Annotated in this window: 19 protein-coding genes; 11 read left to right on the forward strand and 8 right to left on the reverse strand. The window is 64.7% G+C overall.

Annotation, left to right across the window (positions count from 1 at the left end; genetic code table 11):
- The first annotated feature begins 7 nt into the window (after positions 1–7).
- The 6 genes from KYT87_RS10945 to KYT87_RS10970 all read left to right on the forward strand — a co-directional run bounded on the left by KYT87_RS10945 (position 8) and on the right by KYT87_RS10970 (position 8,407).
- Complete coding sequence (locus KYT87_RS10945; RefSeq protein ID WP_104144948.1) at positions 8–616, forward strand: cysteine hydrolase family protein; 609 nt, start codon at positions 8–10, stop codon at positions 614–616.
- On the forward strand, positions 613–2,061 hold the full coding sequence (locus tag KYT87_RS10950) for an FAD-dependent oxidoreductase (RefSeq protein WP_255594068.1): 1,449 nt from the start codon (positions 613–615) through the stop codon (positions 2,059–2,061). The genes KYT87_RS10945 and KYT87_RS10950 overlap by 4 nt, the downstream gene beginning before the upstream one ends.
- On the forward strand, positions 2,058–2,918 hold the full coding sequence (locus KYT87_RS10955) for an oxaloacetate decarboxylase (RefSeq protein ID WP_219992233.1): 861 nt from the start codon (positions 2,058–2,060) through the stop codon (positions 2,916–2,918). The genes KYT87_RS10950 and KYT87_RS10955 overlap by 4 nt, the downstream gene beginning before the upstream one ends.
- 78 nt (positions 2,919–2,996) lie before the next feature.
- Positions 2,997–4,739, forward strand: coding sequence for a mechanosensitive ion channel family protein (locus KYT87_RS10960; protein ID WP_255594069.1), 1,743 nt, complete (start codon positions 2,997–2,999; stop codon positions 4,737–4,739).
- A gap of 214 nt (positions 4,740–4,953) precedes the next feature.
- A complete protein-coding gene (gene aspT, locus KYT87_RS10965; protein ID WP_046806413.1) occupies positions 4,954–6,645 on the forward strand; it encodes an aspartate-alanine antiporter in 1,692 nt (563 codons plus the stop codon).
- A gap of 28 nt (positions 6,646–6,673) precedes the next feature.
- A complete protein-coding gene (locus tag KYT87_RS10970; protein ID WP_219992234.1) occupies positions 6,674–8,407 on the forward strand; it encodes a SulP family inorganic anion transporter in 1,734 nt (577 codons plus the stop codon).
- A 34-nt stretch (positions 8,408–8,441) separates the two neighbouring features.
- On the opposite strand, the gene KYT87_RS10975 is transcribed toward KYT87_RS10970, so the two are convergent.
- Complete coding sequence (locus KYT87_RS10975) at positions 8,442–9,062, reverse strand: chorismate lyase (protein ID WP_046806414.1); 621 nt, start codon at positions 9,060–9,062, stop codon at positions 8,442–8,444.
- Between the two features lie 56 nt (positions 9,063–9,118).
- Here KYT87_RS10975 and KYT87_RS10980 point away from each other — a divergent pair, with 56 nt between their 5' ends.
- Complete coding sequence (locus tag KYT87_RS10980) at positions 9,119–9,850, forward strand: pseudouridine synthase (RefSeq protein WP_046806415.1); 732 nt, start codon at positions 9,119–9,121, stop codon at positions 9,848–9,850.
- A gap of 110 nt (positions 9,851–9,960) precedes the next feature.
- Here KYT87_RS10980 and KYT87_RS10985 read toward each other — a convergent pair whose 3' ends face one another.
- Positions 9,961–10,866: a LysR family transcriptional regulator gene (locus tag KYT87_RS10985; RefSeq protein WP_046806416.1), complete on the reverse strand. Its 906-nt coding sequence runs from the start codon at positions 10,864–10,866 to the stop codon at positions 9,961–9,963.
- 271 nt (positions 10,867–11,137) lie between these two features.
- On the opposite strand from KYT87_RS10985, the gene KYT87_RS10990 reads away from it, so the two are divergent.
- The 3 genes from KYT87_RS10990 to adeC are packed head-to-tail and all read left to right on the forward strand — an operon-like array spanning position 11,138 to position 17,006.
- Positions 11,138–12,313, forward strand: coding sequence for an efflux RND transporter periplasmic adaptor subunit (locus KYT87_RS10990; protein WP_104144953.1), 1,176 nt, complete (start codon positions 11,138–11,140; stop codon positions 12,311–12,313).
- Between the two features lie 14 nt (positions 12,314–12,327).
- Entirely contained in the window at positions 12,328–15,507 is a 3,180-nt protein-coding gene (locus KYT87_RS10995) for an efflux RND transporter permease subunit (RefSeq protein WP_219992235.1), read from the forward strand.
- The gene (gene adeC / locus KYT87_RS11000) at positions 15,507–17,006 is read left to right on the forward strand and encodes an AdeC/AdeK/OprM family multidrug efflux complex outer membrane factor (RefSeq protein ID WP_046806419.1); all 1,500 of its coding nucleotides are present in this window, start codon (positions 15,507–15,509) and stop codon (positions 17,004–17,006) included. Before KYT87_RS10995 ends, adeC begins: the two co-directional genes overlap by 1 nt.
- 79 nt (positions 17,007–17,085) lie before the next feature.
- Here the strand turns inward: adeC and KYT87_RS11005 are convergent, their stop codons facing one another.
- Positions 17,086–17,337: a GlsB/YeaQ/YmgE family stress response membrane protein gene (locus KYT87_RS11005; protein ID WP_046806420.1), complete on the reverse strand. Its 252-nt coding sequence runs from the start codon at positions 17,335–17,337 to the stop codon at positions 17,086–17,088.
- 137 nt (positions 17,338–17,474) lie between these two features.
- The gene (locus tag KYT87_RS11010; RefSeq protein ID WP_046806421.1) at positions 17,475–18,089 is read right to left on the reverse strand and encodes an SCO family protein; all 615 of its coding nucleotides are present in this window, start codon (positions 18,087–18,089) and stop codon (positions 17,475–17,477) included.
- Between the two features lie 303 nt (positions 18,090–18,392).
- Here KYT87_RS11010 and KYT87_RS11015 point away from each other — a divergent pair, with 303 nt between their 5' ends.
- The gene (locus KYT87_RS11015; RefSeq protein WP_185975411.1) at positions 18,393–19,151 is read left to right on the forward strand and encodes a bifunctional 2-polyprenyl-6-hydroxyphenol methylase/3-demethylubiquinol 3-O-methyltransferase UbiG; all 759 of its coding nucleotides are present in this window, start codon (positions 18,393–18,395) and stop codon (positions 19,149–19,151) included.
- A gap of 223 nt (positions 19,152–19,374) precedes the next feature.
- Here KYT87_RS11015 and KYT87_RS11020 read toward each other — a convergent pair whose 3' ends face one another.
- The 4 genes from KYT87_RS11020 to KYT87_RS11035 all read right to left on the reverse strand — a co-directional run bounded on the left by KYT87_RS11020 (position 19,375) and on the right by KYT87_RS11035 (position 24,866).
- Positions 19,375–21,441, reverse strand: a complete 2,067-nt coding sequence (locus KYT87_RS11020) for a M3 family metallopeptidase (RefSeq protein ID WP_219992236.1) — start codon at positions 21,439–21,441, stop codon at positions 19,375–19,377.
- Positions 21,442–21,640: 199 nt separating this feature from the next.
- Positions 21,641–22,492, reverse strand: coding sequence for a bifunctional methylenetetrahydrofolate dehydrogenase/methenyltetrahydrofolate cyclohydrolase FolD (gene folD, locus KYT87_RS11025; protein ID WP_219992237.1), 852 nt, complete (start codon positions 22,490–22,492; stop codon positions 21,641–21,643).
- Complete coding sequence (locus KYT87_RS11030) at positions 22,489–23,115, reverse strand: response regulator transcription factor (protein ID WP_006219003.1); 627 nt, start codon at positions 23,113–23,115, stop codon at positions 22,489–22,491. The genes folD and KYT87_RS11030 overlap by 4 nt, the downstream gene beginning before the upstream one ends.
- A complete protein-coding gene (locus tag KYT87_RS11035) occupies positions 23,112–24,866 on the reverse strand; it encodes a PAS domain S-box protein (protein ID WP_006219004.1) in 1,755 nt (584 codons plus the stop codon). The genes KYT87_RS11030 and KYT87_RS11035 overlap by 4 nt, the downstream gene beginning before the upstream one ends.
- Positions 24,867–25,115: the final 249 nt, after the last annotated feature.

The following is a 25,115-nucleotide window of genomic DNA, read 5'->3' on the forward strand; positions in this document are numbered from 1 at the left end:
GACAAGCATGCAGGTTCTGGACCCTCGTACCACCGCCTTGCTGGTGATCGATCTGCAAAACGATTTCCTGGCGCCCGGCGGCGCCTATGATCGCGGCGGCGCGGTCAGCCCACAGGCGCGGGCCTTGCCGGCCCGCGTGGCGCCCGTGGCCCGCGCGTTGAAGTCGCAAGGCGGCTTTGTGGCGGCCAGCCAGTTCACGCTGTGGCCCGACGCGCACGGCGAGCCCATGATCTCGCCGCATTTGAAGCAACTGCGTCCGTTCCTGGCAAAAGGCGATTTCGCGGCAGGCTCCACGGGGCAGGCCAATGTGGCCGAGCTGGACGGGTTGGTGGACGTGGCGGTGTGGAAGGTGGCGTATTCGGCCTTCTTCAACACGCAGCTGGATTGGGTGTTGCGCCGCGCGGGCATCTCCAGCGTGGTGATTGCGGGCATCGTCACCAACGGCGGCGTGGCCAGCACCGCCCGCGATGCGCACATGCGCGACTATCACGTGACCGTGCTGGCCGACGGCTGCGCCGCGCCCACGCCCGCCATGCACGATGCCGCGCTGGCGGACCTGCGCACGGTGGCGGACGTGATCACGTGCAAGGATTTCATCGGCAGGCTGGCGTCGTGAGCGCGGCTGTCGTCAAACGCGGAAAGCCCGGCGGCCCTTCGGACGCCGACATGATGCAGGTGCCGGTGCTGATCATCGGCGCGGGCGCTTGCGGGCTGACCGCCGCGCTGCGGCTGGCGCAGGCGGGCATTGAAACCGTGTTGATCGAACGCGACGCCGCGCCCAGTGGCTCGTCGGCGTTGTCCTCGGGGTTTATTCCGGCAGCGGGGTCGGCGGTGCAGCGCGCCGCCGGCATCGATGACGACGCGGCGCGTTTCGCCGCCGACATCCAGGCCAAGGCCCACGGCACGGCCGCGCCGCATCTGGTTGCCGCCTACACGGGCGCGGCGGCCCCGGCCATGGATATGTTGGCGCGACATGGCCTGGCGTTCGAGGTCCTGGACGGTTTTCTGTATCCGGGACACCGCGCGCGCCGCATGCATGCCTTGCCGGAACGCACGGGCGTGGCCTTGGTGACCGCGCTGGAACGCGCCGCCACGGCGGCGGGCGCGCATCTGTTGACGCGCGCGCTGGCCCGTGACATCTGGGTGGAAGCGGGCGAGGGCGACCGTGGCGGCGTGGACGCCGGCAGCCGCATCACCGCCGTGGGCTGCGAACGGCCGGACGGGTCCGTGGACGTGATCGGCTGCCAGGTGCTGATCCTGGCCTGCAACGGATTTGGCGGCAACGCGGCCATGGTGGCCGAACATTTGCCCGCCATGCGCGAGGCCGTCTACGGCGGCCACGTCGGCAACGACGGCAGCGCCATCGAATGGGGCAAGGCCTTGGGCGCACGCCTGGCCGATCTGGGCGCCTACCAGGGGCACGGGTCCTGGGCGACACCGCAAGGCGCGTTGATCTCCTGGGCCGTCATGATGGACGGCGGGGTGCAGATCAATCGCGATGGGCGGCGCTTTCATGACGAAACGCAGGGCTATTCGGAAGCCGCCGTGCATGTGTTGTCGCAGCCGGGCGGCGTGGCCTGGAACGTGTTCGACGATCGCACGCTGGCATTGGCACGCGGCTTTCCGGATTTTGTGGCGGCCGAAGCGGGCCAAGCAGTGAAAGCCTGTGCGGATCTGCCCGCCCTGGCCACGCTGATCGGCTGCGATGCCGGCGTGTTGCAACAGACCTTGCAAGCCGTCGGCCCGGATGGGGCGGACCCCCATGGGCGCCGCTTTGAACGCACGCTGCAAGCGCCGTACCACGCCGTCAAGGTCACGGGCGCGCTGTTTCATACGCAAGGTGGCCTGGATATCGATGCGCAATGCCGCGTGTTGACCCGCGATGGGCAGCCGCTGCCGAATTTGCTGGCTGCCGGTGGCGCCGCGCGCGGCGTGTCGGGCAACGACGTGTCGGGCTATCTGTCCGGCAACGGATTGCTCAGTGCGGTGGCGGGCGGCTATATCGCCGCCGCGACCGCCGCATCGCTGCTGGGGCACGAACTTGTACAGGAACCCTCATGAAGCAAACCCTGAAAACGCAATTGGCAGCGGGCGCCGTGCTGGCCCCCGGCATCTACGACCCCCTGTCGGCGCTGATCGCCGAGCAGGCCGGGTTTGCCGCGCTGTACCTGTCGGGCGCTTCCATCGCCTACACCCGCTTGGGCCGTTCAGACATCGGCCTGACCACGTATTCCGAGGTCGAGGACACGCTGGCCCGGATCACCGAACGCGTCGCCACGCCGGTGATCGTGGATGCCGACACGGGCTTTGGCAACGCGTTGAACACGCAGCGCACCGTGCGCGGCTTCGAACGCGCGGGCGCTGCCATGATCCAGTTGGAAGACCAGACGTTTCCCAAACGCTGCGGGCATCTGGATGGCAAGGCGGTGATACCCGCGACCGAGATGTGCGGCAAGCTGCGCGCCGCCGTGGACGCGCGGGTGTCAGCGTCCACGCTGATACTGGCGCGCACCGACGCGGTGGCGGTTGAAGGGCTGGAGGCCGCGCTGGACCGCGCCGAGCGCTATCTTGAAGCCGGCGCCGACGCGCTGTTCATTGAAGCCTTGCGCACGCCAGAACAGATGCGGGCGGCCTGCGCCCGCTTTGCCGCGCGCGTGCCGCTGTTGGCCAATATGGTGGAAGGCGGCAAGACGCCGGTGCAAAGCGCGAACGCGCTGACCGCCCTGGGCTTTCGCATCGTCATCTTTCCCGGCGGCACGGCGCGCGCCGTGGCGCACACCTTGCAGGCTTACTACGGCAGCCTGCGCCAGCACGGCACGACTGCGCCATGGCAGGACCGGATGCTGGATTTTGACGGCTTGAACGCGGTGATCGGTACGCCTGAACTGCTGGAGCAGGGGCGACAGTACGAGGGGTAGGGCAAGGGTAGGCCACGCGCGCGGCCCGATCATAAATTCCCCAAAGCGCATCGCATTTCGCGGATCAATAGCGCTAAGATGGATTCGCTGCAACCGCCGGGCCAACTATCGTGCTGGCCAGGCAATCGCCGTCATCGCAAGACGAAGACGGCGGCATCGGCGCGAGAGGGAATCATGACTGGAATCATCCGAGTCTCCATTCTTGCTGTGTTGCTGCTGATCCTGACGCCTGCACTGTCCGCTGGGGCAGAGGACGCGCGTCCGGAACCCTCTCCCCTTGAGCTGGCGCTTGAGACCGCCCCGGTCGAGGTGGACGGCCAGGTGCTCTTCCGGGTCCGAGGGCTGTCCTCATTTCCCGCCGAGCGGCGCGCCGAGGCCATCCGGGAAAGAATCACGAAGGTCGCGGCGGATACCTCGTTTTCAAGCGCCGGCCTTCGGTCCGAGCCCGTTGATAATGGCACCGTCATCATGGCGGGGGCAACCGCGCTGATCATCGTCAGCGACGCCGACGCCCAGCTTGAACAAACTACCCGCGACAATCTCGCGGCGTTGCATCTGCTGCGAATCCGGCAAGCCATAGACGACTTCCGGCGGGCGCGCGGCACCGAAGCCCTGCTCAGGTCCGGCCTTTACAGTGCCGGCGCAACGGTATTGCTGGCCCTGGGTATCGCCGTTTTGCTGTTGCTTAACCGCTGGCTGGACAGGGCGGTGTCCCGGCTTTTGAAAAGCCGCGTCCGCGCGGTGGATATCCAGTCATTCGAGCTATTGCGATCGGACACTATCTGGAAGGCGTTGCACGCGCTGGTGCTGGCGGTGGGCGCCGCCACCATCGTCATATCGGTGTATGCGTACCTGCAATACGTGCTTGCGCTGTTTCCCTGGACGCGCTCGCTTTCCAACGACCTGTTCGACCTGGCCACCGGTACCGCCGAAAGGCTGGGAAAATCCGCGGCCGCAGTGATCCCCGACATTCTTATCCTTGTCCTTATCTATTACGTGGCCCGCTTCGCGCTGCGACGGGTCCGCACTTTCTTCGATGCGGTCGAACACCGGCGCGTGAGCTTTGCCCAATTCGAGCCGGAATGGGCCATCCCCACCTACAAGCTTGCGCGGATATTGATCCTGGCGTTTGCGCTGATCGTTGCATACCCGTATATCCCCGGTTCCGAGACTGCCGCGTTCAAGGGCATTTCGATCTTCATCGGCCTGGTGGTGTCGCTGGGATCTTCCACGGCAATCTCCAACTTTATCGCCGGCTATCTGATGACCTATCGACGGGTGTTCAAGGTGGGGGACAGGGTGAAGGTGGGTGACGTGGTGGGGGAAGTGGTGTCGGTGCGCCTACAGGTGACCCATGTCCGGACGAACAAGAATGAAGAAATCACGATTCCGAACTCCCAGATCCTGAACAGCGACGTCACCAACTACAGCTCGCTGGCCGCCTCCCAAGGCTTGATTCTTCACACCAGTGTCGGCATCGGCTACGAAGTCCCGTGGCGGCAGGTTGAAGCCATGCTGCACGCCGCGGCCGCGCGGTGCGCGGTGGTGCTGGCCGAGCCCGGCCCCTTCGTGCTGCTGACCAAGCTGGGAGACTTTGCGGTTACCTACGAGCTGAACGCCTACACCCGCGATACGCAAAGAATCGCCAAGACCTATGCCGAACTGCACCGCCACATTCTTGACGTCTTCAACGAATACGGCGTGCAGATCATGACGCCGGCCTACGAAGGGGACCCGGACCAGCCCAAGGTGGTGGCGCCGACGCAATGGTATACGGCGCCAGCGGTGTCGGCAGTATCGGATGATCGCGCGGACCGCTGATCGGTTCGGCGTCAAACCCGTGATTGGCCAGCCTGGGCGGCGCGCACACCCACCGACGCGGCCGATTCCCGGTCTGACGGAATTTTGCCGGATATAGCATGGACTTTGCGATCCGTCGGTAGCAACAATGCCATGCAGGTTTCGCACTTGAGGGGGCTTCCCCGGAGGTGGTAGGTCGGGGGTCCAGAACGTCGTCTTTCGAGGGCCGAACGCCATGGACTTCTTAGGCAACTTGCTGCAGCGCTACCCCGAGCTTGCCGTTTTCCTGGCGATCGGCCTGGGCTATTGGGTCGGCGGATTCAAGATTCGCGGGGTCGGCTTTGGGCCGGTGACAGGCTCCTTGCTGGCGGGGTTGCTGATCGGCTATTTCTTTCTCATACCGGTATCCGACACCGCCAAGCAGGTGCTCTTCCTGCTGTTTATGTTCGGAATCGGCTACTCGGTGGGGCCAAGTTTCTTTCGAGGCATGAAGGATGGCGGCTGGCGGTGGGCGGTGCTGGGCGTCGTCATACCCGTTGCGGGGCTGCTCACGGCCTGGGCGCTGGCGCTCTTGCTGAAGCTGGAACTCGGTTATGCCGTGGGCTTGATCTCGGGCGGCTTGACCGAGTCGCCCGCTATCGGCACGGGTAGTGAAGCCATCCGCAATCTTCCCATCGGCGCTGCCGAGAAGGATCGCCTGATCAGCCAGATCGCCGTTGCCGATGCGCTCTGCTACATCTTCGGGACGTTCGGAATCATCTGGTTCTGCTCCAGCCTGGGGCCGAAGCTATTGCGCGTGGACCTGAAGGCGGAGGGCGCGCGGCTTGAGCAGGCGTACGGCATACAGCGTCAGAAAGCCGGCGTGGCTTCGGCGTGGCGCAAATTCGACTTGCGCGCCTATCTTCTTCAGCCCGACCACCCCGCCGTGGGCCATAGCGTTGCGCTGGTCGAATCGCGATATGCCCCGGACCGGATGTTCGTGGAACGCATCCGGCGTGACGGCAGCTTGCTTGCCGTTGAGCCCACGACGGTCCTGCGCGCGGGTGACGTGGTGGCGGTCTCAGGCAAAAGCGAAGTGATACTGAAATGGCTGGACGGCCACGCCGTCGAGCAGGCAGACCGCGAACTGCTGGATATTCCAAGCGCGATGTACGACGTCGTGTTGTCCAACCCTGCGCTTGTCGGCAAGACAGTGGCTCAGATTGCGGAGCAGGCACAGGAAGTGCGCGGTGTGTTCCTGCGCGACATCCGGCGCAACGGCGTGCAGATACCGGTGGGTTCCAAAACGGTGCTGTTGCGCGGCGACGTGCTCAGTATCGTCGGGCTTGAGCCCGCGGTTGAACGCGTGGCCGAGCGCATGGGCAGCATCGTGCGGGAATTGAACGCCACGGACTTTGTTGCGCTGGGATTCGGCATTTTCGTCGGCGCGGTGGTGGGGACGTCGCTGGTGCTGCCCATCGGCAGCATGCATATCGCCATTGGCAGCAGTGTCGGGACACTGATTCTTGGGCTGCTGGTGGGCTGGCGAAATTCCGCAAGGCCGTTGTTTGGGCGCATCTCCCACGGCGCCCTTGAATTCATGAAGTCCATCGGGTTGGCGGGTTTTGTCGCGATGATCGGGCTGAAGGCGGGGCCGGTATTCGTGCAAGCGCTTCAAGAAGTCGGGCTGACGATTTTCCTGGCGGGCATCGTGGTGACGATGGTTCCGCAGTTTGTCGGCTTGCTGTTCGGGCGCTACGTGCTGGGGCTTGAGCCCCTGTTGCTGCTGGGCGCGCTGGCCGGCGCGCAAACGATGACGGCCGGGCTTGCCGCGGTGCAGGAAAAATCACAGAGCCCGGTCGCGGTCATCGGGTATTCCGGCACGGTGGCGTTCGGACACATTTTGATCACGACGTGGGGAACGGTGATCGTCTGGCTGCTTTACTGATCGACCCCGCGACGGACGGTTGCCCACCATGCCCGCATCCTCGCCCACGCCTGCCCCCGTCGACTCGGCGGTTACGCGCTGGATGCCCGGGCTGTCTGTACTACGGTCATATCAAGCGGCTTGGCTACCCAACGACCTGGCGGCGGGCCTGGCATTGGCCGCGATGCTGGTACCGGTGGGCATCGCCTATGCCGAGGCGTCGGGCGTGCCGGGCATCTACGGGCTTTACGCCACCATCGTGCCGCTGCTGGCCTATGCCATTTTTGGACCGAGCCGCATCCTGGTGCTGGGGCCGGATTCGGCGCTGGCCGCGCCCATTCTTGCGGTGGTGCTGAGCGTGTCCGGGGGCGACCCCGTGCGAGCGGTGGCCGCGGCCAGCCTGATGGCCGTTATCGCCGGGCTGGTCTGCATTGTTCTGGGCTTGTTGCGCCTGGGGTTCATCACCGAACTGTTGTCCAAGCCCATACGCTATGGCTACATGAACGGCATTGCGCTCACCGTGCTTGTCAGCCAGCTGCCGAAATTGTTCGCCATTCCGATCGAAGGCGGCGGCCCCTTGCGCGAGCTGTGGCAATTGGGGCGGGCAGTGGCCGATGGCAAAACCAACGGCTATGCCTTCGCGGTAGGGGCGGCCAGTTTGGTGACGATCTTGCTGCTTAAGCGTTTTAAGCGCGTGCCCGGCATCTTGGTCGGCGTTGTCCTGGCCACATTGGCGGTCAGCATTTTTCGGCTGGATGTTCACGGCGTGAAAGTGCTGGGCGAGATCCCGCAGGGCTTGCCGACATTCACCTGGCCATGGCTGGACAACGCGGACTGGCTCACCATCATCGTCGGGGGCGGCGCGGTGGCGATGATTTCCTTCGCGGATACAAGCGTGCTGTCGCGAACCTACGCCGCGCGCACGCACTCCCATGTCGATCCAAATCAGGAAATGGTGGGCTTGGGCGTGGCCAACCTGGCGGCGGGATTCTTCCAGGGGTTTCCGATCAGCAGCAGCGCATCACGCACGCCAGTGGCTGAAGCGGCGGGTGCGCGCACGCAGCTGACGGGCGTGGTCGGGGCGGCGGCCGTGGCGCTTTTGCTGTTGTTGGCGCCTGACCTGCTGCGCTACCTGCCCAACAGCGCGTTGGCCGCCGTGGTGATCGCCGCGGCCATCGGCCTGTTCGAAATCAAGGACCTGCGCCGTATCTACCGCATCCAGCAATGGGAGTTCTGGCTGTCGATGTTGTGCTTTGCCGGCGTGGCGGCGTTTGGGGCGATACCCGGCATCGGCCTGGCGGTCGTCATCGCCATCATCGAGTTTCTGTGGGATGGCTGGCGGCCGCATTTCGCGGTGTTGGGGCGTGTGCCCAACTTGCGCGGCTATCACGACTTGAAGCGCTATCCAGATGCCGCACTGATCGACGGCCTGGTGCTGTTTCGCTGGGACGCGCCGCTATTCTTCGCCAATGCCGAGCTGTTTCAGCAACGGCTGTTGGAAGCCGTCGATGCCTCGCCCACGCCGGTGCGCCGGGTCGTGGTGGCGGCCGAACCCGTCACCAGCGTTGACGTGACCGCGGCGGACATGTTGCGCGAACTTGCCCAACATCTGTCCAAGGAAGGCGCGGCACTGCATTTTGCCGAGATGAAGGATCCGGTACGGGACAAGCTCAAGCGCTTTGAGCTGGCGGAAATTTTTGGCGACGATCATTTCCATCCAACGGTGGAAAGCGCCGTGGAGCTTTATCTGGGCAAAACCGGCGCCGACGGTTGCGAGCAATAGCGCCAGGCGGTTCCGGCGTGGCTGGCGGCTACGGTTATCGCGCCGTGCGCTGATGCGGCACCAGCGGGGGCGTGGGCTGGCCGGCTATCACATCCCAGAAGCCGGGCAGGAAGCACTCGGCCACCAGCAGCGGCTGGCCCTGGCGCCAGAAGACGGACCGTCTTGCCCACACGCGGTGGGCGTCTTGCGAGTGGCCGTCGGTGGGCAGCACGTCGCGCGCCGTGGCGTAGAACGGCACGGGCGAGGCCAGGCGGCGGCAGGCAAAGCGGGAACGGATGACGGTGCTGTCGTGATACAGCATGTCGGCCAGCGGCCGCGTCAGCAGGCGGCGCATGCCTTGCCACGCACCATGCGACGCGCGTAGCGGCGTCAGGCTGCGGGCGGGCACGCTGTCCACGCCGTTCACCGACATCAGCACTTCGCGGATCCAGACCGGCGAGCCGGGCGCGATGCCCATGGCGCGGGCTTCGTCGGGCGGCGCGCCGTCGGCGTATTCGGCCAGCACGCGCAGGCGCACCTGGCCTACCTGGCGCAGGCCGGCGGTCAGGGCGCCGGGGCGAAACAGCCAGTGGCGCATGGCGGGGGGCAGGACGGGTGGCGCGACGGCCAGCCAGCCGGGAGCAAGCGGGGGGAGATGGGCGGCGGGTTTCATCATGGCTGCGTATTATGCCAAGCCCGAAGGGCGGCTCGCCAACGCATACAATACCGGCCATGGAAAAAGTACGAATCTCCAAGCTCATGTCCGAGCGCGGACTTTGCTCGCGCCGCGAGGCCGACAGCTATATCGAACGCGGCTGGGTCCGCGTGGACGGCGAAGTGGTGTCCGAACTGGGCGCCAAGGCGTTTCCGGATCAGGTCATCACGCTAGAGCGCGCCGCGCAGGCGCGCCAGACCTCGCGCGTGACCATCCTGATCAACAAGCCGGTGGGTTATGTGTCCGGCCAGGCCGAAAAAGGCTATACGCCCGCCGTGGCGTTGATCGACTCGCGCTCGCGCTTTGCCGGCGACCGCCATCCGCAGCGCTTTGAACGCGCGCACCTGGACGGCCTGGCGGTGGCGGGGCGGCTGGACATCGATTCGCAAGGCTTGCTGGTGCTGACGCAAGACGGTCGCATCGCCAAGCACCTGATCGGCGAAGACTCCAGCGTGGACAAGGAATACCTGGTGCGGGTGCAGGGCGATTTGCCCGACCGTGGCCTGGAACTGCTGAATCACGGCCTGTCGCTGGACGGCAAGGCGCTGAAGCCCGCCCATGTGCGCTGGCAAAACCACGACCAGCTGCGCTTCGTGCTGCGCGAAGGCAAAAAACGCCAGATCCGCCGCATGTGCGAACTGGTCGGGCTGAAAGTCGTGGGCCTGAAGCGCGTGCGCATCGGCCGCGTGTCGCTGGGCGACCTGCCGCTGGGGCAGTGGCGGTATCTGCGCGACGACGAGGGCTTTTAATCCCACTATCGTTCAGCATCTAGTCAGCCTGGGCCCGCCCGGGCTGTTCTTTCTGGCCGACAAGTGAATTCGGGCGTCAGCAGATTTTTCAGTCTGTTTCGAACCTGCCGTTATTTCATGAAGGCGGGCGTATCCTTCGCTTGCCCGTTGCTGCCCAGGCGCTCCATCAGGAATTCGATGAAGATCCGGGTCTTGGCCGGCAGCAGCCGCGTCTCGGTCACGGCATAGACAGGGAAGGGGCCCAGTTGCCAGTCTGGCAATACGCGCCGCAACTGCCCTGATTGCTGTTCAGCCGTCTGGCCGCCCACCAGGACCGCGATGCCCGCGCCCAGCATGGCCAGCCGCCGCGCCATGGCGACGCCGTTGACCGAAAACCGGTTGCCCGGCGTGAACTCAATGTGTTGATCGCCGTTGCTGAGCGGCCATCGCGTGACGCGGCCCGCGCCTTCCGCGCGGAACTCAATGCACTCATGGCGAGTCAAGTCACTGGGATGTTTGGGTTCTCCGTGCTTTTCCAGGTAGTCGTGCGAGGCATACAGGTGGGCGGGCAGCATGCCCAGCAGCCGGGCGATTTGCGTCGAGTCGGGCAGGTCGCCGATTTCGATTGAGATATCGCAGGTCTGGAACACGCGCGAGGCGTGGTCCGGGTTTGCCAGGTCCAGGAAGAACGTGACGTCGGGATAGCGGCGGGAGAACTCCATGAACGATTCAGCCAGGAAGTCGGTGCCGAAATCCGCGGGCATGTTGACCCGCAGCGGCCCGGCCGGCGTGTCGACCAGCTTTTGCAGTTCTTCATGGGCGATCTGCGCTTCGGCCACGATGCGCTGGCAGCGTTCGAAGTACAGCCGCCCGGCATCGGTCAGCTCTACCTTGCGGGTGGTGCGGCTCAACAAGCGCAGGCCCACCGATTTTTCCAATTCGGCCACCTGGCGAGACAAGGTCGATTTAGGCACGCCCAGCGTTGCTGCAGCGCGGCTAAAACTACGTGTCTTGGCCACTTCGACGAAGAGTTCCATGCCTTGTAAGCGTTTCATGTCGAGATTCTTTCACAGACTTGGTGTGGGAAATTGTCCCATAAATGGAATGATGTTTTCTTTATCCGCCCCTTTGTTTCTGGGGCGGGATAACTCAGAATGCGGGTTCTGCAATGCAGCAATGCAATAAAGCCCTCTTGCGTTTTCAATGCCAATCCACCCATTCGATGCACAAGACCTCCCCCTTATCGTGGGCGGAGGCGGGCTCCTTTTTTGTCGGAAATCGGGAATATCTATGAATAAGAAAAGCGCTATGTGGCGCAGCGCGGCAGTGCTCACGCTGACGGCATCGGCTCTCACCCTGGCCGCTTGCGGCAAGAAACAAGACGCACCGCAGGCGGGCAAACCGCAAGTGACCGTGGTGACCCTGACCACGCAACCCGTTTCCCTGACCACCGAACTGCCGGGCCGCACGTCCGCGTTCCGCGTGGCCGAAGTGCGGCCCCAGGTGAACGGCATCGTGCAAAAGCGCCTGTTCACCGAAGGCGGCGAGGTCAAGGCCGGCCAGCAGCTCTATCAGATCGACCCGGCGCTGTACCAAGCCAGCCTCGACAGCCAGAAGGCTGCGCTGGCCCGCGCCCAGGCGCAGCAGAAGACGGCAGCCTTGCTGGCCGAACGCTACAAGCCGCTGGTGGCCACGCGCGCCGTCAGCCAACAGACCTACGACAACGCCGTGGCGTCGCGCGACCAGGCGGCGGCCGATGTGCTGTCGGCCAAGGCCGCGCTGGATACGGCGCGCATCAACCTCGTCTACACCAAGGTGCTGTCGCCCATCGACGGCATCATCGGCCGTTCCGCGGTGACCGAAGGCGCGCTGGTCACGGCCAACCAGACCGCCGCCCTGGCGTCGGTGCAGCAGATTGACCCGATCTACGTCGACGTGACGCAGTCCAGCGTGCAGCTGCTGCGCTTGCAGGACGCGCTGGCCAGCGGCCAGCTGAAGAAGGCCGATGGCGAACAAGCCGCGCTGGTGTCGCTGACCCTGGAAGACGGCTCGCAATACAAGCAGACCGGCAAGCTGCAATTCTCGGAAGTCACGGTGGACCAGGGTACGGGTTCCATCACGTTGCGCGCGGTGTTCCCGAACCCCGACCGGCGCCTGTTGCCCGGCATGTTCGTGCGCGCGCGGCTGGCTGACGGCGTGGCCGCCGACGGGCTGCTGGTGCCGCAACGCGGCGTGACGCGCAACCAGCGTGGCCTGCCGACGGCGCTTGTCGTCAATGACAAGAACCAGGTCGAGCTGCGCCAACTGACGACCGACCGCGCCATTGGCGACAAGTGGCTGGTTACCGACGGCCTGGCCGCCGGCGACAAGGTGATCGTGGAAGGCTTGCAAATGGTGCGTCCGGGCGTCGAAGTCGTCGCCACCGAGGCTGGCGCCAACGCACAGCAGCCGCAGGCGGCCAATGCCGCCCCGGCCAAGCAGTAATCAGGGAGCCTTGCATGGCAAAGTTTTTTATCGATAGGCCGGTATTCGCGTGGGTGATCGCGATCGTGCTGATGATGGCCGGTGCGCTGTCCATCCTGCAATTGCCGGTCTCGCAGTACCCCAACATCGCCCCGCCGGCGATCGGCATCGCGGTGACCTACCCGGGTGCGTCCGCGCAAACCGTGCAGGACACCGTGGTGCAGGTCATCGAACAGCAGATGAACGGGCTGGACGGCTTGCAGTACATCTCGTCGGAAAGCAATTCCGACGGCAGCATGTCCATCACGCTGACGTTCAAGCAGGGCACCAACCCGGACACGGCGCAGGTGCAGGTGCAGAACAAGCTGGCGCTGGCGCAGCCTTTGTTGCCGCAGGAAGTGCAGCAGCAGGGCATTCGCGTCACCAAGGCCACGAAGAACTTCCTGATCGTGGCGGGCTTCGTGTCCACCGACGGCACGATGACCAAGGACGACCTGGCCGACTACGTGGCCTCGTACGTGCAGGATCCCATCAGCCGCACGCAAGGCGTGGGTGACTTCCAGCTGTTCGGCTCGCAGTACGCGATGCGGATCTGGCTGGACCCGGCCAAGCTCGTGAACTACGGGCTGACCACGGTGGACGTGGTGACGGCGATCAAGGAACAGAACGTGCAGGTGTCGTCCGGCCAGCTGGGCGGCTTGCCGTCCGTGCGCGGGCAGCAATTGAACGCCACCATCATCGGGCCGTCGCGCCTGGAGAAGCCGGAAGACTTCGGCCGCATCCTGCTCAAGGTCAATGCCGATGGCTCGCAAGTGCGTCTGGGCGATGTTTCGCGCATTGAACTGGGTGGGCAGACCTACGCCATCGACAGCTTCTACAACGGCAAGCCCGCCTCGGGCCTGGCGATCAAGCTGGCCCCGGGCGCCAACGCGCTGGACACGGCGCAGGCGGTGCGCGACACCATCAACAACCTGAAGCCGTACTTCCCGCCGGGCATGGACGTCGTCTATCCGTACGACACGACGCCGTTCGTCAGCCTGTCGATCCATGAAGTGTTCAAGACGCTGGTCGAAGCCATCATCCTGGTCTTCCTGGTGATGTACCTGTTCTTGCAGAACTTCCGCGCCACCATCATCCCCACGCTGGCCGTGCCGGTGGTGTTGCTGGGTACGTTCGGCGTGCTGGCCGCGTTCGGTTATTCCATCAACACCTTGACGATGTTCGGCATGGTGCTGGCCATTGGTCTGTTGGTGGACGATGCGATCGTGGTGGTGGAAAACGTGGAGCGGGTGATGGCCGAAGAGGGCTTGACGCCCAAGCAGGCCACGCGCAAATCCATGGGCCAGATCACGGGCGCGCTGATCGGTATTGCGATGGTGCTGGCCGCCGTGTTCATCCCGATGGCGTTCTTCGGCGGCTCCACCGGCGTGATCTACCGCCAGTTCTCGATCACGATCGTGTCCTCGATGGTGTTGTCGGTGCTGGTTGCCATCGTCTTCACGCCGGCCTTGTGCGCCACCTTGCTCAAGCCGATCCCCAAGGGCCATCACGGTACGAAGAAGGGTTTCTTCGGCTGGTTCAACCGCTCGTTCGAGCGCAGCAGCAACGGCTATGCCAATACGGTCGCGCGCGGGCTGAACCGCACCAAGCGGCTGATGATCGTGTACCTGGCGTTGGTCATTGCCATGGGCTGGCTGTTCACGCGTATTCCCACGGCGTTCCTGCCGGCCGAGGACCAGGGCATCTTGTTCGCCCAGATCCAGACGCCCGCCGGCGCCACCGCCGAAGCCACCAAGGCCGTCATCGACGACGCGACCAAGTACCTGCTGACCGAGGAAAAGGACGCCGTGACATCGGTGTTCGCCGTCAACGGCTTTAACTTCGGCGGCCGTGGCCAGAACGCGTCCATCCTGTTCATCAAGCTGCGCGACTGGGAAGAACGCGGCGACGCCAGGCTCAAGGCCGGCGCCGTGGCGGCGCGCGCCAACGCGCACTTCGGCAAGACCGAGCGCCGCGCGCAACTGTTCGTGGTGCCGCCGCCGTCCGTGATGGAATTGGGCAACGTCACCGGCTTTGACTTCCAGCTGATGGACCGCGCCGGTGTGGGCCATGAAAAGCTGCTTGCCGCGCGCAACCAGCTGCTGGGCGAAGCCGCCAAGAGCCCGGTGCTGGTGGGCGTGCGTCCCAACGGCATCGAAGACGCGCCGCAGTACCAACTGGATATCGACCGCGAAAAAGCGCGTGCGCTGGGCGTGGCCGTGTCGGACATCAACAGCACGCTGGCCACCGCGTGGGGGTCGTCGTACGTCAACGACTTCATCGACCGGGGCCGCGTGAAGAAGGTGTTCGCGCAGGGCGAGGCATCCTCGCGCATGCTGCCGGAAGACCTGAACAAATGGTACGTGCGTAACAACGCGGGCGACATGGTGCCGTTCTCGGCGTTCTCGAAAGCCACGTGGAGCTTCGGCCCGCAAAAGCTGAACCGCTATAACGGCGTGCCGTCCTACAACATCCAGGGCCAGGCGGCGCCGGGTTATAGCTCGGGCGCGGCCATGGAAGAAATGGAAAAGCTGGCGGCCAAGCTGCCGGTGGGCGTGGGCTTTGAATGGACGGGGCTGTCGTTCGAAGAACGCCTGTCCGGTTCGCAGGCACCGGCGCTGTACGCCATTTCGTTGATCGTGGTGTTCCTGTGCCTGGCCGCGTTGTATGAAAGCTGGTCCATCCCGACGGCGGTGATGCTGGTGGTGCCGCTGGGCATTATCGGCGTGCTGCTGGCGACGCTGGCACGCGGCCTGTCCAACGACGTGTACTTCCAGGTGGGGCTGTTGACCACGGTGGGGCTGGCGGCCAAGAACGCGATTCTGATCGTGGAATTTGCCAAGGAACACTTCGAGGCAGGCGCAAGCCTGACGGAGTCAGCCATCCACGCCGCCCGCCAACGCTTGCGCCCCATCCTGATGACGTCGCTGGCGTTCATCCTGGGCGTGACGCCGCTGGCGATTTCGTCGGGCGCCGGTTCGGGCAGCCAGAACGCCATCGGCACGGGCGTGATCGGCGGCATGCTGACCGGCACGTTCCTGGCCATCTTCTTTGTTCCGGCTTTCTTCGTCATCATGCTGCGCGTGTTCAAGGTCAAGCGCATGAGCGAAAACCAAGACAAGCACGACACCAGCGCCAACGGCTCGCAGGAAGTGTCCGCCGAAGGACAACCGTAATGAAACTTCAGATGAGAACCTTGTTGTCTGTTTCCCTGGCGGCGGCCCTGGCGGGCTGCTCGCTGGCCCCGACCTACGAACGGCCTGACGCGCCCGTCAGCGCCAACTATCCCACGGGCGATGCCTACAAGGCCGATGGCTCGCAGCTGGCGCAGGGCATGTCCACCGCCGACGTCGGCTGGCGCGACTTCTTCAGCGACCCGCTGCTGCAACAGCTGATCGAACTGTCGCTGGCCAACAACCGCGACCTGCGCGTGGCCGCGTTGAACGTGGAAGCGGCGCGTGCACAGTACCGTATTCAGCGTGCCGACCTGCTGCCCAGCGTGGGCGTGGCCGGCAAGGAAACCGCGCAGCGCACGCCGGCCGACCTGTCGCCCAGCGGCAGCGCCACCACCAGCCACAACTACCAGGTGGGCGCCGCACTGTCGGCCTGGGAACTGGACCTGTTCGGCCGCATCCGCAGCCTGAGCGACAAGGCGCTGGAGTCTTATCTGGCGCTGGACGAAACGCGCACGGCCACGCAGCTGACGCTGATTGCCGAAGTGGCCAATGCCTACCTGACCTTGCGCGCCGACCAGGAATTGCTGGGCCTGACGCGTGACACGCTAAAGAGCCAGGAAGATTCGTTCAAGCTCACGCAGCAAAGCTACGACCAGGGGCTGTCCACGGCGCTGGACCTGAGCCAGGCGGAAGTGTCGCTGCGCACGGCCCAGCGCAACCTGTCGCAATACACGCGTCAGGCCGCGCAGGACCGCAATGCGTTGACGCTGCTGGTGGGCCAGCCGATGTCGCCGGAAATGGTGGCGGCGCTGGACCAGGCCGTAAAGCTGGATGACGGCATGTTGCCCACGACCTTGCCGGCCGGCTTGCCGTCGGATCTGTTGGCGCGCCGCCCGGACATCCGCGCGGCCGAACATCAGCTCAAGGGCGCCAACGCCAACATCGGCGCGGCGCGCGCGGCGTTCTTTCCCACCATCAGCCTGACCGGCCAGGCGGGCACCGCCAGCGCCAGCCTGGGCGGCTTGTTCGAAGGCGGGTCGGGCGCGTGGAGCTTCGTGCCGCAGATCACCGTGCCGATCTTCGCCGGCGGTTCGCTGCAAGCGAATCTGGATTTGGCCAAGGTGCAGAAGAACATCCAGGTGGCGCAGTACGAAAGGTCCATTCAGACGGGGTTTCGTGAAGTGGCCGACGCCCTGGCCGGGCGCGGCACGCTGGACGACCAGATCCAGGCGCAGCGCTTGCTGGTGGACGCCAACCAGCGCGCCTACGACGTGTCGGACCAGCGTTTCCGCCAGGGCATCGACGACTACCTGAGCGTGCTGGATTCGCAGCGTTCGCTGTACACATCGCAGCAAGCGCTGGTGGATACGCGGCTGGCCCGGCTGTCCAACTTGGTTACCTTGTACAAGGTGCTGGGCGGCGGTTGGACCGAGCGCACGGTCACGGCTACGACCGCGCAGGGGTCGGGCGCGGGCGCGAGCGCAGGCTCGGGTTCGTAACCGCAACGGACTCGCCAAAAACAAAACGGGCCGATCGAAAGATCGGCCCGTTTTTTATTGATGCTTGCCTGGCAGGGCGTCAGGTGCGCTTGCGGGCGACAAGGCCAACCACGAACAGCACGATGATGGCGCCCACAACCGAGGCGATCCAGCCAGCCGGTTCGCCCTCTGCGTACCAACCCATCGTCTGACCCAGGAAACCGGCAACCACGGCGCCGACGATACCCAGGATGGTGGTCATGATGATCCCCATGTTCTGGTCTCCGGGCATGATGGCGCGGGCGATCAAGCCCACGATGAACCCGACGATGATCATGATGATAATGCTCATGCGCATACTCCTTGCTTTAATAAAAAGGGGGCGATGTGCACTGATGATACTCACGCTTTTTGGGGGGCGGCTGTAACAACTGGTATGTGGCGCGGCCATGCAACAAGTCGGGCAATCGGGCCTGGATGGTGTCCGGATCAGGAGGTAATGTCGATCAGTTGGGCGACGTCCTTGGTCAGCGCCGAGACGCTGTCGGTGTCAGACGCCAGCAGCCGCGCGTGGCCGTCCTTGTCGAAAATGTACACGCCACGGCTGTGCGTGACCTCGTACATGTCGGCGTCGTCGCCCGGGCGCGGCTTTTCAATCTGGTAGGCCACGCGGTAGCGCCGAGCCAGGTCGGCGATCTGTTTTTCGTCGCCCGTCACGCCGATGGCGTTGTTGTTGAAGGCGTTGACGTAGGCTTGCAGGATGTCGGGCGTGTCGCGGTGCGGGTCGACGCTGACGAACACGATGCGCACGTTCTTGGCCTTGTCGCCCAGGTTTTGCAGCACGGCCGTCAACTGCGCCATGGTGGTGGGGCAGATGTCCGGGCAACTGGCGTAGCCGAAGAACAGCATGACCGTCTTGCCCTTCAGGTCGTCGCTGCTGATGGTCTTGCCCCCCGCGCCGGGCAGCGAGAATTTCAGGTCGGGCAGATGCCCCTTGACGTTGTACAGCGTCCAGTCCACGTTCCGATCGCCGCAGGCGGCAAGAAACACGCAAAGGGCCAACAGCAGACCACGCCAGGCGCGGCCGGTAATGAGGTGTCGCATGAGTCTCAGGAAAGGCCGAAAGAGTTGTAGGAGCAATCCGTCCCGGATCAAGCCGGTCAAACCCGTTGATTCTACCTGCATGGATGCGGCGGGCCGGCGGCCGGCCAGGGGCACGGGGCGTTGGGCGCGCCCGGTTCTTGTCCTGGCGCAAACATCCGCTTCGGCCTGGGGCCCCGGGCCGATTTGTGAAGCTTTGTGGGGAGTGTGTTTGAGATGTCGCAAAGTCATTCCATCGACGATGCGCGCGGTCTATATTCAGAGCCTCGTCAGTAACGCAGCTACAGGAAGGTCCTGAACGTGGATATGGCATCCGGCACGGCAATTCGTTATCCGTTGTTCCCGTATTACCCCGCAGTAATCGACATCCTGCATAACCGCAACGCCGGCCGCGTGCTGGACGCGCCCTGCGGAACAGGCTGGCTGGGCGATATGCTCTCGGCCCAGGGCAGCCGGCAAATTGCCGTGGACGGCGTAGGCCTGTGGGAATTTCCGCCCGCCGACGCCGGCTATCAGTCAGTCACCGAGCACGATCTGGACACGCCCCTGAAGGTGGACACCGCCTACGACGCGGTGGTGTGCTGCGAGGCGATCCACCTGATGACCAACCCGGGCGTGCTGGCGCAGAGCCTGTACCAGGCGCTGCGGCCGGGCGGTACCTTGATCGTCACCACCCCGAATACGTGGTATCTGCGGTCCCGGTGGCAATTTCTGATGCGCGGGTTTCATTCCGGCTTTCGCCCCATGGTGGGCAAGCAGCGCGGCGTGGATTACATCGCGTATTTTCCGTTCAGCTTTCCGCAACTGCACCTGCTGCTGACGCATTACGGCTACACGGACATTACGCTGCATGAAGTCAACGAGCCCAAGCCCAAGCGCATGATCGAGCGTCTGCTGGCCGTGCCGTCGCGCCTGTATTACCGAGGCCGGGTGAAGGGGGCCGAGAACGAAGACGTGCGTCGCTTCTGGAAGCAGGCCGGGTCGGATCAGTCGGTGTATGGACGCTGGCTGGTGGTGTCGGCGCGTCGTCCGGACGAGCCGATGTTTGCGCAGACGCAGGCGTAGGCGACGGGGAAAGGCGAAGCGAAGTCGAAGCCGAAGTCGAAGTCGAAGTCGAAGTCGAAGTCGAAGCCGAAGTCGAAGTCGAAGCCGAAGTCGAAGTCGAAGCCCTAGCCGTAGCCGTAGCCCTAGCCGTAGCCGTAGCCCTAGGCGCAGGCGCAGGCGCAGGCGAAAAAAAGCCCGCAGCGGATTGCAACCGCTGCGGGCTTTTCTGCGCGGGGCAGGGCGATCAGCTGCCGCTCATTCCACTGTGGCGCAGCAGGGCGTCGATGCGAGGCGCGCGGCCGCGGAACGCGGCGAACGATTCGGCCGCCGGGCGCGAGCCGCCCACGGCCAGCACTTCGCGCCGGAAGCGCGCGCCGGTTTCCGGGTCCAGCGTGCCCAAGGGGTTGCCCGGCTGCTTGGCCGCGGCTTCCTCGAAGGCCTCGTACGCGTCGGCCGACAGCACTTCCGCCCACTTGTAGCTGTAGTAGCCCGCGCCGTAGCCGCCGGCGAACAGGTGCGAAAACGCGTGCGGCAGACGATGCCAGGACGGCGGGAACAGCACGGCCACTTCCTGGCGCACTTCCTGCAACAGCGCCAGCACTTCCGTAATGGTGGCGCCGTTGGGGCGGTCGTGCATCAACATGTCGAACAGGGCAAATTCGATCTGGCGCACCGCCTGCATGCCGCTTTGGAAATTGCGCGCGGCGACCAGGCGGTCGTAAAGCGCGCGCGGCAGCGGCTCACCGGTGTCCACGTGCGCCGACAGCTTTTGCACCACGGCCCATTCCCAGCAGAAGTTCTCCATGAACTGCGACGGCAGTTCGATGGCATCCCATTCAACGCTGGCGAAGGCCGCCGCGCCGGGTTCGTCCACCTCGGACAGCAGCGCGTGCAGCGCATGGCCGGTTTCGTGGAACAGCGTGATGACGTCGTCGTGCGTAAGCACGGCGGCGCGGTCGCCGTTGGGGCGCGAGAAGTTGCAGGTCAGGTAGACCACGGGCGTTTGCACGTGGCCGGCGACGACGCGGCGGGCGCGTTCGCTGTCGACCCAGGCGCCGCTTTGCTTGCCCGAGCGGGCATACAGGTCCAGGTACAGATAGCCGATCAAGCCGCCATCCGCGCGCTCGACGCGCACGCCGCGCGCGTCGCTGTGCCAGGTGGAGACGGGCGTTTCGGTCAGGCGCACGTCGAACAGTTTTTCGATGACGTCGAACAGGCCGGCCAGCACACGCGGTTCGGTGAAGTACTGCTTCACTTCGTCTTCGGAATACGCATAGCGCGATTCGCGCAGGCGTTCCGAAGCAAAGGCCACGTCCCAGGGTTGCAGCTCGTCCAGGCCCAGTTCGCCCGTGGCGTAGGCCTTAAGTTCAGCCAGGTCGCGTTGCGCAAACGGTTTGGCGCGGGCGGCCAGGTCACGCAAAAAGACGGTGACTTCGCCGGCGTCGCGCGCCATGCGGGTCTGCAAGCGCAGCGAGGCGTAGGTGCCCAGGCCCAGCAGGCCGGATTCTTCGGCGCGCAGCGACAGCAGCTCTTCGATCAGGGGGGAATTGTCGAACTTGGCATCGCCTTGTTCGGATGCCACGGTGCCGTAGCCCCGATACAGCGCTTCGCGCAGCGTGCGGTCTTGCGCGTACTGCATCACGGGCAGGTAGCAGGGCATTTTCAGGGTCAGCTTCCAGCCCGTCTTGCCGTCTTCTTCGGCGGCGGCGCGGGCGGCGGACAGCACATCGGCCGGGATGCCGGCCAGGCGCGATTCATCGTCCACCAGCAGCGACCAGGCGTCGATGGCGTCCAGCACGTTCTCGGAAAACTTCTGCGACGCCTGCGCTTCGCGGTCGGAGATCTGCGCGTAGCGTTCGCGGTCGGCGCCTTGCAATTCCACGCCGCTCAAGCGGAAGTCGCGCAGCGCCATGTCGACGATGCGGCGGCGCACGGGCGACCACGATGCAAAGTCGGGCGCGGCGGCCAGACGCTGGTATTGCTGGTACAGGCCTTCGTGCAGCCCGACCCAGGTTGAAAATTCGGTGATCAGCGGCAGCGCGGCGTTATAGGCTTCGCGCAGTTCGGGCGTGTTGACGACAGCGTTCAAGTGGCCGGCCACCGACCAGGCGCGCCACAGGCGTTCAGAGGCGGTGTCCAGCGGTTCCACCACGGCGTCCCAGGTGGGCGCCAGCGCGGCATCGGCGGCGTGGTCCACGGCCTTGCGGGCGATGCCCAGCAGTTCTTCCACGGCCGGCACGATGTGCTCGGGCTTGACGGCCGCGTAGTCGACCAGATCGGAAACGGGGGCAAGCAAGGGGTTCTGGGTCATGGTGTTACCGGGATCGGGATGTGAAAAGGCGGGGCGGACCCAGCACGGTGCCCAACGAAGGCACGCGGGGCCGCAAAGACATAAGGATCAGATAGGGACGATCCGCCCGAAAGCAAGGGCAGTCAAGCCCACATGCGGCAAGGGCAACGCGCAGCCGTTGGCGGCCTGCGCATTGCCCTTGTGATGGGTCTGGAACGTGTCAGCCCGCCGCGCGTTCGGCGGCCTCGACCGTGTTGACCAGCAGCATGGCGATGGTCATGGGGCCCACGCCACCCGGCACGGGCGTGATGGCGCCGGCAACTTCCTTGGCGGACACGAAGTCCACGTCGCCGCACAGCTTGCCGTCTTCGCCACGGTTGATGCCCACGTCGATGACCACGGCGCCGGGCTTGATCATCGAACCGTCGATCATGCCGGGCTTGCCGGTGGCCACCACCAGGACGTCGGCGCGGCGGGTCTGGGCCGCCAGGTCGCGCGTCTTGGAATTGCAGATGGTGATGGTGGCGCCGGCGGCAAGCAGCAACATGGCCATCGGCTTGCCGACGATGTTGCTGGCGCCGACGATCACGGCTTCCGCGCCGCGCAGCGTCACGCCTTCCGATTCCAGCATCTTCATCACGCCGTAGGGCGTGCAGGGGCGGAACAGCGGCTGGCCGGTCATGAGCAGGCCGGCGTTGCTGATGTGAAAGCCGTCCACGTCCTTCTCGGCCGAAATGGCTTCGATGACCTTGTGGGCATCCATGTGCTTGGGCAGCGGCAACTGCACCAGGATGCCGTGGATGGTGGGGTCCTGGTTCAACACGGCGATGCGGGCCAGCAATTCGGCCTCGGTCATCTCGGCCGGGTACTGTTCCTTGACGGAATGCAGGCCGGCTTTTTCGCAGGCGGCAACCTTGTTGCGCACGTAAACCTGGGACGCGGGGTCCGCGCCCACCAGCACCACGGCCAAACCCGGGCGCGTGCCCTTGGCCGCCAGGGTGGCGACGCGCTGGGCGACTTCTTCACGAATGCGCAGCGACAGGGCCGCGCCGTCAATAATCCTGGCGGTCATGCATGCGCCTCGGGTTTGGCCAAGGCCACTTTCATCAAATCAGCAACGGTAGTCACTTCCAGTTTTTCCATAATGTTGGCGCGGTGCGCCTCGACGGTCTTGATGCTGATGCCCAGGTCGTCGGCAATCTGCTTGTTCAAGCGGCCGGCGACGATGCGCTCCAGCACCTGCTGCTCGCGCGCGGTCAGGCGTGCCAGCATGGCTTCGTGGTCCTTTTGGGCCTGGTGCTTGGACACGCGCTGCGTGGCTTGCTCAAGCATGCGCGCAACGATCTCGCGCAGGTCCGATTCGTTGAAGGGCTTTTCCAGGAAGTCGACGGCGCCTTTCTTCATCGTGGAAACGGCCATGGGCACGTCGCCGTGGCCAGTGATGAAGACGATGGGCAGCGGCGCGTTGCGGGCGATAAGCTGCTCCTGGAGTTCCAGGCCGCTCATGCCGGGCATGCGCACGTCGGCGATCAGCACGCCGATCTGGCTGGCGTCGTAGTCTTCCAGGAAGGATTCGCCGCTGGCATAGGCGCGAACGCGATAGCCATTGGCTTCCAACAGCCAGCGCAGCGAATCGCGGACCGCTTCGTCGTCGTCAACTATGAATACCGTGCTCGACAGGTGGGGCGTGTTCATGCGTGCAACTCCTCGGACTGATCATTCTGGGCCTGCGGCTGGGAAGCAGCGCAGGGCAGGGTAAAGCGGAAAATAGTACCGCCAGCGGGGTTGGGGTCCGCCCACAGGCGGCCATGGTGCGATTCAATAATGGTACGGCAGATGTTCAGCCCCATGCCCAGGCCCTGGGTCTTGGTGCTGAAGAACGGTTCGAACAGGCGTTCGGGCTCGGCCAGGCCATGGCCGCGGTCCACCACGGCCACTTCTATATGTTGCTCGTGCAGGATCACGGCGACTTTCAATTCGTCCGATTCGCTGTTTTCCATGGCTTCCAGCCCGTTCTTGAGCAGGTTCAACAGCACCTGTTCGATCAGGATGGGGTCGGCCAGCACGTCGGGCGCATTCGACGGCACGAAGCTGTCGATGCGGATGCGGCGCTTGCGGGCGTCGATTTCGGCAAAGCCGATGGCGTTGTCGACAATGCGGCCGATAGCCACGCGTTGGCGGCGCGGCTCGCTGCGCTTCACGAATTCGCGGATGCGGCTGATGATCTTGCCCGCGCGTTCGGCCTGCGACGCGGCTTTTTCCAGCGCGGGTAGCAGCATGTTGGGGCTGGTGTGGCCGGCCTTGACCAAGGCCACCGCGCCCATGCTGTAGTTGGCGATGGCGGTCAGCGGCTGGTTCAGTTCGTGCGCCAGCGACGAGGCCATTTCGCCCATCGTCGTCAGGCGGCTGGTCAGCTGAATCTTTTCCTGCTGCACGCGGGACGCTTCTTCGTGGCCACGGCGCTCGGTGATGTCGCGCGCCACCTGCATGCGCACGCGGCGGCCGTCCGTCCAGGCCAGCATGCGGTGGTGCACTTCAAACCAGCGCTGCACCGACGGCGCGAACACTTCCACGGATTCATCGGTGAAGCGGCCACGGCGGCCGGCCAGCAATTCGTCGTGGCCGCCCGTCTGCGCGCCGAATACGCGGCGATAGGTGCGGTTGGCAAACAGCAGTTCCAGGCCGTCGTGGGTGTCCGCCGTGACCGAGATGGCGTCGTCCAGGCCTTCCAGCACGGTCATGAAGCGTTCGTGCGCGGCCGTCAGGGCTTCGCGGATGCGCTTGGGTTCGGTGATGTCGGTCATCGACGTCATCCAGCCGATCTGGTTGCCGTTCGGGTCCAAGAGCGGCGACACATACATGCGCGCGGTGAAGCGCGAGCCGTCGCGGCGTTGCGCTTCCACTTCCAGGCCGCTGCTGGGCGTCTTGCCCGACATCAGCACGTCCAGCGTGTGCTGGTGTTGTTCATGGCGGCCGGGCACCCAATAAGGAAAGGGCGGGCTGCGGCCGATCAGGTCGGCTTCGTTCCAGCCGATCATGCGGCAGAACGCCGGGTTCACGTAGGCGATGCGGCCTTCCATATCCAGCACGCGCATGCCGGTGGACATGGAATTTTCCATGGCGCGGCGAAAGCCGGTCTCGGCGATGAGCGCGGCTTCGGCGGTGGATCGAAAGCGGGTATAGCGCCACAGCATCAACAGGCTGATGACGATCACGCAGGACAATGCCAGCACCACCCATATCAGGCGCTGCTGGCGCATTTCCTGGTCGATCGTCACAAACATGACGCTATCGTCATGAATGCGTTGCAGCCAGAAGAACACCCCCATCACACAGATGTACAGGATCAGCACCATGGCAGGCGTGACCCAATACACGCCGCGGCGGCGAGTGCGGGCGTGATCGTGGAACGGCGTAGGAATATTGGACTTGGGCGCGCTGGACATGGAATTCGGGCCAGATAGACCGCGCATTTTAGTGCGTGTTGGGCGGGAATTGCCGGGAATCAAGCCCTGCTTTTGGCCTAGGCCATAAAAAGACGCGTCAGAGGCCGTTCAGCGGATGGTCAACATTTCGCATTATGAAATGCCGTACCGCAACATGAAATTTTCCTTGCGACCGGTTAATCTTCTTTCTTAGAATGCCGGCTGATAGGGAACCGACCCAAAGCAGGTCTCTAGAAAAACACCCCGACC

Source organism: Achromobacter sp. ES-001 (assembly GCF_019448355.1).
In the GTDB taxonomy this organism is placed as follows: Bacteria; Pseudomonadota; Gammaproteobacteria; order Burkholderiales; family Burkholderiaceae_B; genus Achromobacter; species Achromobacter spanius_B.